Below are 13279 nucleotides of genomic sequence, written 5' to 3'. Positions count from 1 at the left end.
AAGCACTCAGCGGCCCCGGTTAGCTCCCGCAACCCCGGCAGCCCGGCAGCCCGGGCACCCCCCGAACGGCCGTTCCCGCCCCGGAGGGCGGCATCGGTCGGTGACGGGGGAGGTCGGCGTCAGACGGCCGAACCCGCCTTCCACTGCGCCCAGTCCATGTTCCAGCCGTTGAGGCCGTTGTCCGGGGCGACGGTCTTGTCGCCGGTGTTCGAGACGACCACGACGTCACCGACGATCGAGTTGTCGAAGAACCAGGCCGCCGGGGTGCTGGGGTCGTTGGCGCCCTTGGTGTCCGACAGACCCACACAGCCGTGGCTGGTGTTCACGTTGCCGAAGACGGACTTCGCACCCCAGTAGTTGCCGTGCACGAAGGTGCCCGAGTTGGTCAGGCGCATGGCGTGCGGCACGTCCTTGATGTCGTACTCGCCCTTGCCGTCGTCGTCGGTGAAGCCGACGGTCGCGCCGTTCATCCGGGTCTCCTTGAACTTCTCGGAGATCACCATCTGGCCCTGGTACGTCTTGTTCTCGGGCGAGCCGGCCGAGATCGGGATGGTCTTGACCGTCTTGCCGTCCTGCGTGACCTTCATCTGCTTGGTCTGCGCGTCGACGTAGGTGACCTGGTTGCGGCCGATGTGGAAGGTGACCGTCTTCTGCTGCACGCCGTAGACACCGGAGGCGCCCTCGACACCGTCGAGCGCCAGCTTCAGCGTGACGGTGGAGTCCTCCTTCCAGTAGTCCTCGGGGCGGAAGTCGAGCCGGTTGGCGTTGAACCAGTGCCCGACGACCTCCTGACCGGCGCTGGAGGTGACCGTGATGCCCTTCTGGACGGCCGCCTTGTCGGTGATCGCCTTGTTGAAGTTGATCGACACCGGCATCCCGACACCGACGGTGGAGCCGTCGTCCGGGGTGAAGTTCCCTATGAAGCTGTTGGCCGGGGAGACCGTGGTGAACGAGGCGTTCTCGTGCGCCTCGCGGCCCTCGGAGTCCTTGGCGGCGGCCGCGACCTTGTAAGTGGTGGAGCGCTCCAGCTGGCCGCTGGGCTTCCAGCTCGTCTTGTCGGCGGACAGCTGCCCCTCGACGGCCTTGCCGTCGGAGGTCGTCATCGTCACCTCGGTGAGGGTGCCCTTGGTCACGGTGACGGCTGCGGAATTGTTGATGGATGCGTTGGACGAACCGTCGGCGGGCGTGATCTTGATCTGCGCCACCGACGTCTTCTTGGCCGCCGCCTCGTCGACCTTGGCCTGGGAGGTTCCCTCGCCGCTGCCGGATGCGTCCGCGTCACCGCCGGAACAGGCCGTCAGTACGAGCACACCGCCGAGCAGGGCGGACGCGGCCATGAGACGCTTGCGCCGCTTGCTGTCCGTCATCACACGCTTCTCCATCGTTGCCGAATTCCCCAAAAACCCCGAGAGTCCCCGTTTAGAACTACCTACGCTACGACCGGTTCGTCCCTTTTTACATAGTTCTCATATGTGGGTCGCGCCACGTCCGCCGGGCGGTCACCCGCCGGGGCCGGTGGTGCGGGTGTCGGTCAGTGCGTCCCTTGAGACGAAGAAACCCCGGGCGATGGTTGCCGTCCGAGGTCCCGAATTCCCCGGGCCGCTCAACCGATGCCGGATTCGCGGTCGCCTTCGTCATCCTGGACGTCATCATCCTCGTCCACGTCCCAGTCAGGCGAATCAGGGTCGTACTCGACCAGCTCGGTCGACCAGGAGGCCTGCTGCAACTCCACCCCGGGCACCTCACTGACCAGGTCGAACGGATCCACCAGATAGGCGAGCGCCTCGGCGGTGTCTTCCGTCACAGCACTCTCGGCCTGCGCCTGTTCGTCACCCGGAAGCTCCTCGTCCTCCGCGATCCGGGCCAAGGCGGCGGCCGTCAGAGCCTCCGTGTCGTCCACTTCCACAACGAGTTCCACGCGAAGCCGTACAAAACGTGTTGTCTCTTCAGCAGTCATGAACGGAGCGTACGACTCCGCCCTCCCCTAACTTTCCCACGACCCGCGACTTTCATTAGCATCGCCCTACCCGGCCAATTCACCAGCGCCACAAGGGGATCGATATTCCGTGTCTTCTGCCCGCCGTCCGTTGCTGACCGCCACCGCCGCGGGAACCCTTCTGGGGGCCCTGTGGTTCGTGCCGTCCGCGAACGCGTCCCAGAACAGCCCGGCGGCGTCGCAGCCTTCGACGACCGCGTCGGCCCAGGCCACCACCCAGGCGCGGACCATGTCCGCGGCGACGACCGACGCCGCCGACGACGCGGCCGTCGGCACGGCCGCGGGCGACGGGACGGAGGGGACCCGGCTCGCCGACACCGGAAGCTTCGACACCACCCCGTACACGGTCGGCGGAACCCTCTGCCTCGCCATGGGCGTGGGCTTCGTGGCGTACGCGGTCCGTCGCGAACGGCTTGGTTTTTAAAGAACTTGACGGTTCTTTGACTCAACCTTCATAGTCCGCTCATGAAGAGATCAACGGGGGCGCGTCTCGGCGCCACGGCTGCCGTGAGCGTGCTGTCGCTCGCCCTCATCACGGGCTGTTCCGGCGACGGTTCCAAGGACACCGCGGACGCCAAGGCGTCGGGTTCCGCCGCGTCAAAAACCACTGCTCCGGCCGCGAAGGCACTCGGCGCGGCCGAGCTGGAGAAGCTGCTGCTCGCCCAGGGCGAGGTCAAGGGCTACAAGGTCGACTCCGGGGACGACACGCTGCCGAAGTCCAAGTCCGAGGTGCAGACGGACAAGGCGGAGTGCGCGCCGCTCGCCTGGGCGACCGCCGGTCTGGCCCCGGGCGAGACGGCCGCCGGTGCCAGCAACTCCGTCCAGCAGGCCAAGGCGTCGGACAAGTCCGTCCCCGCGGAGGACGCCAGTGCGGAGGACGTCGCGAACGCCTTCGACATCACCATGACGTTCGTGGGCCTCTCCTCGTACGAGGGCGACGGCGCGCAGAAGGCCCTGAAGGCCGTCAGCGACGGGGTGAAGGCCTGTTCCGGCGGGTACGGCCTCAAGGCCGACGGCGAGGACACGAAGGTCACCAAGGTCACCGCGGCGAAGGGCGTCGGCGGCGGCGACGAGTCCGTGGCGTTCGCCGAGCTGGTCGACATGGACGGCGAGGGCACGGCCACCTTCAACACCGAGGTGATCCGCAAGGGCAACACGGTCGCCACGTTCTACACGGTGAACTTCGCCGCGTTCGCGACCGGCGAGGCCATGGACAACCCGGCCGCCGTGGTCCAGGCACAGGTCGCCAAGCTCAAGTAGGCGCGAGGCGGGCTCGCGAGCGGCCGCAGGGCCGACCCGCGAGCCGCCGAGAGGTGAACGGGGGCCCCGCCGTCCGGCTCGGACGGCGGGGCCCTGTTCCGTCCTGGAGCTCTTAGAACAGCGGTCCGGTGACCGGCTCCACGGCCGCCACCAGCAGGCCCGCACGCACGAACGCGTCCGCGGCGGCCAGGTCCGGCGCCAGGAAGCGGTCCGGTCCGGGGCCCTGCACCCCCGCCGCCCGTACGGCGTCGATGGCCGCCTGCGAGGCCGGGGCCGGGGTCAGGCCCTCGCGCAGCTCGATGGCGCGGGTCGCCGCGTACAGCTCCACGGCCAGCACGCGCGCGAGGTTGTCCACGGCCGTACGCAGCTTGCGGGCGGCCGACCAGCCCATGGAGACGTGGTCCTCCTGCATGGCGGAGGACGGGATCGAGTCCGCCGAGGCGGGCACCGCGAGCCGCTTCAGCTCGCTCACCAGCGCCGCCTGCGTGTACTGAGCGATCATCAGCCCGGAGTCGACGCCGGCGTCGTCCGCCAGGAACGGCGGCAGACCGTGGCTGCGGTTCTTGTCCAGCAGCCGGTCGGTGCGGCGCTCGGCGATGGACGCCAGGTCGGCGACGGCGATGGCGACGAAGTCGAGGACGTAGGCCACGGGCGCGCCGTGGAAGTTGCCGTTGGACTCGACGCGTCCGTCGGGCAGGACCACGGGGTTGTCCACGGCCGAGGCCAGTTCGCGCTCGGCGACCAGCCGGGCGTGCGCCAGGGTGTCCCGGCCGGCGCCCGCGACCTGCGGGGCGCAGCGCACCGAGTAGGCGTCCTGGACCCGCGGGGCGTCGTCCTGGTGATGCCCGGTCAGACCCGAACCCTTCAGCACGGCCAGCATGTTGGCGGCGGCGGCGCCCTGACCCGGGTGCGGGCGGATGGCGTGCAGCTCGGGGGCGAGGACCTTGTCGGTGCCGAGCAGGGCCTCCAGCGACAGCGCGGCGGTGATGTCGGCGGTCTTGTAGAGGGTGTCGAGGTCGGCGAGGGCCATCACCAGCATGCCGAGCATGCCGTCGGTGCCGTTGAGGAGGGCCAGACCCTCCTTCTCCCGCAGCTCGACGGGGGTGATGCCGTGCTCGGCGAGGAGCTCGCCCGCGGGGCGGACGACCCCGTCGGGACCTTCCGCGTCGCCTTCGCCCATCAGGGTGAGGGCGCAGTGCGACAGCGGTGCCAGGTCGCCGGAGCAGCCGAGGGAGCCGTACTCGTGCACGACCGGGGTGATACCGGCGTTCAGCACGTCGGCCATGGTCTGCGCGACCTCGGGCCGCACACCGGTGTGTCCGGAGCACACGGTCTTCAGCCGCAGGAACATCAGCGCCCGTACGACCTCCCGCTCCACGCGCGGGCCCAGGCCGGCGGCGTGCGAGCGGACGATGTTGCGCTGGAGCTGCGCGCGCAGCTCGGGGCTGATGTGCCGGCTCGCCAGTGCGCCGAAGCCGGTGGAGACGCCGTAGACGGGCTCGGGCTTGGCCGCCAGCGCGTCCACGATCTCGCGGGCCGCGGCGAGGGCCGCCACCGCCTCGTCGGAGAGCTCGATCCGGGCGCCGTCGCGCGCCACGGCGAGAACGTCGGACGCGGTGACCCCGGACGTCCCCACCACCACAGTGTGCATATCCATATTCAGGAGCGTACGCACTGAATTCCAAGATGTCACCAGTGGGTGCCCGGTGCACCCCTTACCGACTCCGTCACAGGCCGGACCGGCGTCAGCGGCGCCCGCGGAAGCGGCGGCGCTCCGGGCTCGCCTCCCGCGAGGGCGCGTCCGCCAGCCGTACGACGGGGTCGTCGGGCCCCTCCCGCCCGGCGACGACCGGCCGGTCCGCCCGCAGCGCCTTGGCCCGGTACTGGGCCGCGTCGGCCAGCCGGAACAGCCGGCGGGCCGAGCGGACGGGTCCGATGGCGTCCTCGGTGCACGCCACCCCGCAGGCGACGCCGTCACCCAGCTCCAGTTCGGCCGCGCGGCGGCACAGCTCGCCGGCGGCCGCCACCACGTCGTCGGCGGGCGGCCCGACGGCCAGCAGACAGAACTCGTCGCCGCCGAGCCGGGCGGCCAGCGCTCCGGGCAGCATCGCCCCGCACAGCGACAGGACGGACCCGAACCGTTCGAGGAGCCGGTCGCCGACGGCGTGCCCGCAGGTGTCGTTGACCCGCTTGAGGCCGTTGAGGTCGCAGACCACGAGGCCCACCGCGGCGCCCTCGCGCCGGTGCCGTTCGATCGCCTCGTCGAGGCGCATGTCCACGGCGCGGCGGTTGGCGAGCCCGGTGAGCGCGTCGGTGAAGGCGAGCCGGCGCGCCTCCTCCAGCCGCTCGGTCTGGGCGATCCCGGCGGCGACGACGGAGGCGAGGACGGTGGCGAAGTCGGCGTCGCCGCGGTCGAAGACGGGCGCGCCGGCCGCGCGGGCGACATAGAGCTCGCCCCAGGCGCGCCCGTGCATCACCAAGGGCGCGACGACACAGCACCCCCGCCCGCGCCGCCGCAGCGAGGCGACCCGCTGATGGCAGTAACCGAAACCACCGGAGGCGTGGCCGAAGGCCGTCTCGACCCAGGCGTCGGGTTCCCCGCCCGCGGCCCAGCGCTCGTGCAGGAACTCGGTGATCTCCGGGAACTGGTGCACGGGATAGGCCTCCCCCTCGGGGAACTCCTCCTCGTCCGGGGCCCGGTCGCCCACGTTCACGAGCACCCGCAGCCGGCCCAGCTCGCGCTCCCAGACCGACAGCGCGGCGAAGCTGCCCGACAGCGCGCGGCAGGCCCCGAGGGCCGCCGCCCGCCATGACTCACGGGGAGTGCGGGCCGCGGCCATTCCCTGTGCCAACGCCACCACGCCCGCGAGCCGACTGTCCTCACCCATCACCCCAGGTTAGGGAGGTTTCATGACAATCGGGGCATTGATACGGCGAACAGGTGGACGGACGACGGGTGCCGGTCCGGCAGCGGGAACGGACGCACGCGGCCCCCGGGCGGCCCGCCGCCGGGCAGGCGTCAGCTCACTCGCCCGGCCACTGGGGCGTGCGCTTCTCGTTGAACGCCGCCACGCCCTCCGCCCGGTCCCCCGAGAACGCCACCGACCGCCATGCCGCGTCCTCGACCTCCAGGCCGGCCCGCAGGTCGAGGCCGTGCCCGAGCCGCAGCGCCCGCTTCGCGGCGCGCAGCCCCACCGGCGAGTTGGCGGCGATCCGCGACGCCAGTGCCAGCGCCTCCTCCCGGTCTCGCCCCTCCTCCACGAGCACGTCCACCAGTCCCAGCTCCCGCGCCTCGGCCGCCTCGACCCGGCGCGCGGTGAAGATCAGCTCGGCGGCCCGCGCGGCACCGATCCGGCGCGGCAGCAACTGCGTGCCGCCACCGCCCGGAAGCACACCGACGGAGACCTCCGGCAGCCCGACCACCGCCGTGCCGTCGGCCACGATGAGATCGCAGGACAGCGCGAGCTCGAAGCCCCCGCCGAGCGCGAACCCGTGCACCGAGGCGACCGTCGGCACCGGCAGCTCCAGCACCCCGGTGTACGCGCCCCGCGCCACCGGCCGCTGCCGCATCAGGTCGGCGTCGGTGAAGGAGTTGCGCTCCTTCAGGTCGGCGCCCACGCAGAACGCCCGCTCATGGGTCGAGGTCAGTACGACGGCCCGTACGTCCCGGTCGTCGCCCAGCGCCGTGCAGGCCGCGGCGATCGACCGGGCCATCTCGGTCGAGACCGCGTTCATGGCCTTGGGCCGGTCGAGGGCCAGCTCGGCGACATGCCCGTCGCCGTGCCGCCTCACCAGCACGAACTCCCCGAACCGCTCCTCGCTCATGACACCCTCCGGTTAACGCGGGTTAACATCCGACTTCGTCCGATCATCGCAGCCCGGTCCCGCGGGGGAAAGAGCGGGCTCCGGCGCGGGCGGCCTCCGCGATCACACCCGATTACCCGTTCGAGTGACATCTCGCCCAACCGGCGGCCGATCGCCCACCGCAGCGCATAACGTGCGCTCCGCCATGGCGCAACGGGGGCGCGGGCGCATCGGGAGGGATCACGATGACGGACACAGCGGTCGAGAAGACCGCACCGATCAACAAAACCGGGAAGGCCACCACGGCGACCGCCGAAGGCGGAACGGCCGCATCAGGCACGCCGGCCTCGGCAGGCGCGCCGGTCACGCCGGGCGCGCCGGTCACGCCGGGCGCGTCGGGGGCGCTGGGCGCGTGGGGCGCGCCAGGTAGTGCGGGCACGGCAGGCGGGCCGGGCGTGGCCAGCGGGGCCGGTACACCGGGCGCGGTGAGGTCGGCGGACCCGGTGGGGGGAGCAGGGCCGGCGGGCACGCCGGCCGCAGCGGGCCGGGCGGGCGCGGCAGGCACGCCGGGCGCGGCCGGTACACCGAGCGCGGCAGGGTCGGCGAGGTCGTCGGTCATGCCGGGCGCGGCGGGCGCGGCGGGCGCGGCGGGCGCGACAAACGCGCCGGGCCGGGCAGGCACGCCGGACAAGGCGGACGCGGCTAACGCGCCGAACGCACCGGCCGGGGTGCGCGTGGCAAGCACGCCGGGCCGGGCGGGCGCGGCGGAAGCACCGGGCGGGACGGGCACCCTGGGCTGGGCTGGCGCAGTGAACGCGCCGGACGCAGCAGGCACGGCGGATACGCGAACCATGCCGAAAGCACCGGCCACGCCGGACGGGACGGGCGCGACGAACGCGCCGCGCGCAGCGGGCCGGACAGGCACGCCGGGCCGGGCAGGCATGGCGGGCCGGGCAGGCATGGCGGGCACCCTGGGCCGGGCAGGCGCAGCGACCGCGCCGGACGCAGCAGGCACGGCGGATACGCGAGCCATGCCGGAAGCACCGGTCACGCCGGGCGTGGCAGGTACGGCGGGCCGGGCGGGCGGGAGGGGCGCGACGAACGCGCCGGGCGCAGCGGGCCGGGCAGGCATGGCGGGCCGGGCAGGTGCCGCAAACACGCCGGGCCGGGCGGGCACGGCGGACACGCGAGCCATGCCGAAAGCACCGGCCACGGCGGGCCGGGCGGGCGCAGTGGGCGCGGGGGGTACGCCGGGCGCGCAGGAAGCCGCGGGGGTGCCGGGCGTGGCCGGTGCCGTTCGGGGCGGGGGTGGCAAGGGGCCCGGCGGTGCGCGGCGGCCGTTCGGTGTTGCGGCGCCGGTCGGCGTTCGTCCCTGGGCTCCCCGGGGCCGGCACCGCAGGCCGCGCCCGCGCAAGGTGCTGCTCGCGGCGGGCGGGCTCGCGCTGGCCGCCGGTGTGCTGAGCCTCGTACGGATGGCGCCCGATTCCGGTGTCGGCGGGCTCGGCACGGCGGAGACCGGGCCCAGCCCGGACATCGGCGGGGACCGGTCGCCCGGCGCCACGGCCGCGGCCGTGCCCCGGGTGAGCCCTTCGTCGACCTCCGTGACGGGCGGGTCGGGCCCGGTCGTGACCACCACCCGCGTCACCCCCGTCCCGGCGGACCCGGCCCGGGCATCGGCCTCCGCGCTCCCCCCGGCGGCGGCCTCCGCCGCGGGCCGCACCGCTGTCCCCGCGTCCACGCCGGCACCCCGTACGCAGGTCACGGGCGCCGCCACCCCGCATCCGACGGCCCCGGGACCCGTACCGGCACCGACCACCGCCGCCCCGGCGGACCAGCAGGACGATCAGCAGGACGGACAGGGCCCGCAGGACGTGCCGACGGCGCCGGGGCTGTGCGTGCCGGTCATCGGCCTGTGCGTGGACGCACTGGACCTGGGGGCCGGCCTGGGTGCCCGCTGACCCGGCACCAGCAGCCGGCAGCCGGAAACCGAGCCGCTACCGCTGCTCGCCGTCGCGGCGGGTGAGCAGCCACGGCTCGACCACGCCGAGTCCGCGCACCGGTCGCTGCCACATCGGCCGCAGCGCGAAACGGTACGTCGGCGGCTCCTCGCCCTCCTTCTCGGCGGCGGCCGCGGCCTCCGCCGCCTCCGCCTCGGAGACCGGCGCCTCACCGGTGCGGATGAGCTCCTGCGCGAAGGCCCCGTCCACGAGGACGGCGTCGCGCGGGGCTATCGAGGTCAGCCGTGAGGCCAGGTTGACCGTCGTGCCGAAGACGTCGCCCATCCGGGTCGTCACCGTGCCGAAGGCCATGCCGACCCGCAGTTCGGGCATCGTCTCGTCGTTGGCCATGGTCTCGATGAGCCGCAGCGCGATCTCCGCGGCGACCCCCGCGTCGTCCGCGGCGAACAGCACCTCGTCGCCGAGCGTCTTGATGAGCCGGCCGCCACGGGCCGCCACCAGGTCGGCGGAGGTCGTCTCGAAGGCCTCGACGAGCTCGCCGAGCTCCTCCTCCTCCATCCGCCGGGTCAGCCGGGTGAAGCCGACCAGGTCGGCGAAGCCGACGGCCAGGCGCCGGTCGACCATCTCCTCGTCGTCGGCGGCCTGCACGACCCGGCCGGCCGAGGCGGCGAGCTGACGGCGCCAGACGTAGACGAGGAACTCCTCCAGCTCGGGCAGCAGCAGCTCGACGATCGGGTACGTCACCTCGGTGCGGGTCATCCCCGGCTCGGGCGGCTCGGTCAGTCCCTCCAGGAAGGAGTCCATCTGCCACTCGGCCAGCCGGGCGGTGGTCTGCCCGGTGGACCTGGCCACCTGCACGGCCATGGCCTCGCTGAGCAGGCCCGCCTCCACGAGACCGGCCAGCCGGCGCAGGGCCAGCACGTCCGCCTCCGTGAGCGCCTTGGCCTGGCCGATGTCGGCGAAGCCCATGGCCCGCCAGAACCGCGACGCCAGCTCCATGGAGACACCGGCGCTACGGGCCGCCTGGAAGGGGGTGTAGCGCCGCTCGGCGCCCAGGATCAGCTGTTCGAGACGCAGGGCGAGGGGGTTCCCGTCGGATTCGGCACCCTGCGGCTCATTGCGCTCGGGCGAGGTCGAAAACGGGGGTGGATCGACCCGGCCGTCCGCGTCCGCGCCGGAGCCCGTGTCGTCGACGGTCACGCCTGTTGCCCTTCCGATCTGCCACGGTCAGGTATCGACCGGCCTTTACTCTACGGCAGGTGTGCGCCAGCTCACTCCGTCAGGTGGACCCGACGTTCCCTTCCCGTGCGCGTGCGTCATCCGGCATCGTCGCAGGCCGGTGCGGGCCCCGCCGGGTACTCGGCGGACCCGGCCCCGCCGTCGCTCCGACGGCCCGGACGCCGGGCGGGCCGGATGGCACGGACCGGCCCTTCCATGACACCCGCCCGACGGTCCGCCCGCACCTCAGGCAGGTCGCAGATGCACGATGTCGCCCGCTCCGACCGGCTCCTGCACCCCTTCGCCGGTGGCCAGCACCAGCCGTCCGTCCCCGTCGACCGCCACCGCCTCGCCGACGATCGAACGGTCGCCCGGCAGTTCGGCCCGCACGGTCCGGCCGAGCGTCGCGCAGCCCGCCGCGTACGTCTCCTGGAGACCGCTGGAGACCGGATCGCCGCCGGCGTCCCGCCAGCGTCCGTACCAGTCCTCCAGGGCCCGCAGCACGGCCCGTAGCAGCGGATCCCGGTCGGTGGCCGCCGCCCCGGCCAGCAGCAGCGAAGCGGCCCCCGGCACCGGCAGCTCGTTCTCGCGGAGCGTGACGTTGACCCCGACGCCGATCACGACGCCGTCCTCCCCGGCGCGCTCCGCGAGGATCCCGCCCGCCTTGCGCTCCTCGCCCCCGACCGTGACCAGCAGGTCGTTGGGCCACTTCAGGGCCGTGTCCACGCCCGCGGCGCGGGCCAGTCCGGTCGCCACGGACACCCCGGTGAGCAGCGGCAGCCAGCCCCAGCGGGCCACCGGCACGTCGTCGGGTCGCAGCAGGACGGAGAAGAACAGGCCGGAGCGGGGCGGTGCCGACCAGCGGCGGTCCAGGCGGCCCCGCCCGGCGCTCTGTTCCTCGGCGACGAGAACCGCGCCCTCGGCCACCTTGGCGTCCACGGCCCGGGTGACCAGGTCGGAGTTGGTGGAGCCCGTCGAGGGCACCACCTCCAGCTCCGTCCACAGGCTGCCCGGACGCACCAGCGCGCGGCGCAACGCGCCCGCGTTGAGGGGCGGACGATCCAGATCGGACCAGGGACTGTCGTTTCCGTGGGAGTCATCTCGCGGCGTCATGCAAGCCACCCTAGGTGTGTGAAACGCCGCACTGCCGAACGGTAGGGCCGCCACTACTCTACGGATGAGTAACCGTCCCCCCTTTTGAGCAGGCAGGGAGCCGTATCCCGATGTCCGAGCCGGAAGAGATCGACATCCACACCACCGCGGGCAAGCTCGCGGATCTCCAGCGCCGTATCCAGGAAGCGACGCACGCCGGTTCGGAACGCGCCGTCGAGAAGCAGCACGCCAAAGGCAAACTGACGGCGCGTGAGCGCATCGAGCTGCTCCTCGACGAGGACTCGTTCGTCGAGCTGGACGAGTTCGCGCGGCACCGCTCCGCCAACTTCGGGCTCGACAAGAACCGCCCTTACGGCGACGGCGTCGTGACCGGTTACGGAACCGTGGACGGGCGGCCGGTGGCCGTGTTCTCCCAGGACTTCACCGTCTTCGGCGGTGCGCTGGGCGAGGTCTACGGGCAGAAGATCGTCAAGGTCATGGACTTCGCGCTGAAGACGGGCTGCCCGGTCATCGGCATCAACGACTCCGGTGGCGCCCGGATCCAGGAGGGCGTCGCGTCGCTGGGCGCGTACGGCGAGATCTTCCGCCGCAACACCCACGCCTCCGGTGTCATCCCGCAGATCAGCCTGGTGGTCGGGCCCTGCGCGGGCGGTGCGGTGTACTCCCCCGCCATCACCGACTTCACGGTCATGGTCGACCAGACCTCGCACATGTTCATCACCGGCCCCGACGTCATCAAGACCGTCACCGGCGAGGACGTCGGCTTCGAGGAGCTGGGCGGCGCCCGCACCCACAACTCCGTGTCGGGCGTGGCGCACCACATGGCCGGGGACGAGAAGGACGCCGTCGAGTACGTCAAGCAGCTGCTGTCGTACCTGCCGTCCAACAACCTCAGCGAGGCCCCGGTCTTCGCGGAGGAGGCGGACCTGTCCGTCACCGACGAGGACCTCGAACTGGACACGCTCGTCCCGGACAGCGCGAACCAGCCGTACGACATGCACACGGTGCTCGAACACGTCCTGGACGACGCCGAGTTCTTCGAGACCCAGCCGCTGTTCGCGCCGAACATCATCACCGGTTACGGCCGGGTCGAGGGCCACCCGGTGGGCATCGTCGCCAACCAGCCGATGCAGTTCGCCGGCTGTCTTGACATCAAGGCCAGTGAGAAGGCCGCCCGCTTCGTGCGGACCTGCGACGCCTTCAACATCCCGGTGCTCACCTTCGTGGACGTGCCCGGCTTCCTGCCCGGCGTCGACCAGGAGCACGACGGCATCATCCGCCGCGGCGCCAAGCTGATCTACGCCTACGCCGAGGCCACCGTCCCGCTGATCACGGTCATCACCCGCAAGGCCTTCGGCGGCGCGTACGACGTCATGGGCTCCAAGCACCTGGGCGCGGACCTCAACCTGGCCTGGCCGACCGCGCAGATCGCCGTCATGGGCGCGCAGGGCGCGGTCAACATCCTGCACCGCCGCACGATCGCGGAGGCGGAGGCCGCCGGTGACCTGGAGGCGACCAGGGCGCGGCTGATCCAGGAGTACGAGGACGCCCTCCTCAACCCCTACGTGGCGGCCGAGCGCGGCTACATCGACTCCGTGATCATGCCGTCGGACACCCGCCGCCACATCGTGCGCGGTCTGCGTCAGCTGCGTACCAAGCGGGAGTCCCTGCCCCCGAAGAAGCACGGCAACATCCCCCTCTAGACCCTGGAGCGGTTGTGACGATCAAGGTCGTACGGGGCAATCCGACCCCGGAGGAGCTGGCCGCCGCACTGGCGGTGGTCCGAGCGCGCGCCGCGGCGGCACAGGCCGTGCCGTCCGGCGCGCCCCTGCCGCGGGACTCCTGGTCCGACCCGGCCCGGGTGGCCGCCCGTCCGGTGCCCCGGCCGGGCCCCACGGCATGGGCCAGGACCTACTGGCCCGGCTGTGCA

General features: G+C 72.6%; 13 protein-coding genes. 5 read left to right on the top strand and 8 right to left on the bottom strand.

Translation table 11 applies throughout. From position 1 onward, the window contains the following. Nucleotides 1-119: 119 nt before the first annotated feature. Nucleotides 120-1367 (bottom strand): L,D-transpeptidase, encoded by a 1248-nt coding sequence (locus tag ABT085_RS34530; RefSeq protein ID WP_351617119.1) that lies wholly within the window; start codon nucleotides 1365-1367, stop codon nucleotides 120-122. A 236-nt stretch (nucleotides 1368-1603) separates the two neighbouring features. Continuing rightward, complete coding sequence (locus tag ABT085_RS34525; RefSeq protein WP_351617116.1) at nucleotides 1604-1957, bottom strand: hypothetical protein; 354 nt, start codon at nucleotides 1955-1957, stop codon at nucleotides 1604-1606. A gap of 109 nt (nucleotides 1958-2066) precedes the next feature. Between ABT085_RS34525 and ABT085_RS34520 the strand changes: the two genes are divergently transcribed. Together ABT085_RS34520 and ABT085_RS34515 are read left to right on the top strand one after the other, a co-directional pair. Next, nucleotides 2067-2420 (top strand): hypothetical protein, encoded by a 354-nt coding sequence (locus tag ABT085_RS34520; protein ID WP_351617113.1) that lies wholly within the window; start codon nucleotides 2067-2069, stop codon nucleotides 2418-2420. Between the two features lie 41 nt (nucleotides 2421-2461). Beyond that, on the top strand, nucleotides 2462-3256 hold the full coding sequence (locus ABT085_RS34515; RefSeq protein ID WP_351617110.1) for a hypothetical protein: 795 nt from the start codon (nucleotides 2462-2464) through the stop codon (nucleotides 3254-3256). 112 nt (nucleotides 3257-3368) lie between these two features. Here the strand turns inward: ABT085_RS34515 and hutH are convergent, their stop codons facing one another. The 4 genes from hutH to ABT085_RS34495 form a co-directional block, all read right to left on the bottom strand. After that, complete coding sequence (hutH, locus tag ABT085_RS34510; RefSeq protein ID WP_351617122.1) at nucleotides 3369-4907, bottom strand: histidine ammonia-lyase; 1539 nt, start codon at nucleotides 4905-4907, stop codon at nucleotides 3369-3371. A 94-nt stretch (nucleotides 4908-5001) separates the two neighbouring features. Then, the gene (locus ABT085_RS34505; protein WP_351617107.1) at nucleotides 5002-6144 is read right to left on the bottom strand and encodes a GGDEF domain-containing protein; all 1143 of its coding nucleotides are present in this window, start codon (nucleotides 6142-6144) and stop codon (nucleotides 5002-5004) included. Between the two features lie 136 nt (nucleotides 6145-6280). Further along, entirely contained in the window at nucleotides 6281-7081 is an 801-nt protein-coding gene (locus tag ABT085_RS34500; protein WP_351617104.1) for an enoyl-CoA hydratase/isomerase family protein, read from the bottom strand. 112 nt (nucleotides 7082-7193) lie between these two features. After that, nucleotides 7194-8021, bottom strand: coding sequence for a hypothetical protein (locus ABT085_RS34495; RefSeq protein ID WP_351617102.1), 828 nt, complete (start codon nucleotides 8019-8021; stop codon nucleotides 7194-7196). 232 nt (nucleotides 8022-8253) lie between these two features. Here ABT085_RS34495 and ABT085_RS34490 point away from each other — a divergent pair, with 232 nt between their 5' ends. Then, on the top strand, nucleotides 8254-9018 hold the full coding sequence (locus ABT085_RS34490; RefSeq protein WP_351617099.1) for a hypothetical protein: 765 nt from the start codon (nucleotides 8254-8256) through the stop codon (nucleotides 9016-9018). A gap of 36 nt (nucleotides 9019-9054) precedes the next feature. Here ABT085_RS34490 and ABT085_RS34485 read toward each other — a convergent pair whose 3' ends face one another. Next, on the bottom strand, nucleotides 9055-10218 hold the full coding sequence (locus tag ABT085_RS34485; protein WP_351617096.1) for an adenylate/guanylate cyclase domain-containing protein: 1164 nt from the start codon (nucleotides 10216-10218) through the stop codon (nucleotides 9055-9057). A 264-nt stretch (nucleotides 10219-10482) separates the two neighbouring features. Then, nucleotides 10483-11349: a biotin--[acetyl-CoA-carboxylase] ligase gene (locus ABT085_RS34480; RefSeq protein ID WP_351617093.1), complete on the bottom strand. Its 867-nt coding sequence runs from the start codon at nucleotides 11347-11349 to the stop codon at nucleotides 10483-10485. Between the two features lie 110 nt (nucleotides 11350-11459). On the opposite strand from ABT085_RS34480, the gene ABT085_RS34475 reads away from it, so the two are divergent. Continuing rightward, nucleotides 11460-13052 carry an acyl-CoA carboxylase subunit beta gene (locus ABT085_RS34475; protein WP_351617091.1) on the top strand — a complete coding sequence of 531 codons (1593 nt, stop codon included), beginning with the start codon at nucleotides 11460-11462 and terminating at the stop codon, nucleotides 13050-13052. A gap of 14 nt (nucleotides 13053-13066) precedes the next feature. Continuing rightward, a partial coding sequence (locus ABT085_RS34470; RefSeq protein ID WP_351617088.1) for an acyl-CoA carboxylase epsilon subunit occupies nucleotides 13067-13279 on the top strand: 213 nt, incomplete at its 3' end.

It is taken from the genome of Streptomyces sp. NPDC002265, from assembly GCF_040296125.1.
Classification (GTDB): domain Bacteria; phylum Actinomycetota; class Actinomycetes; order Streptomycetales; family Streptomycetaceae; genus Streptomyces.
This window is presented reverse-complemented; position numbering and strand designations above follow the sequence as displayed.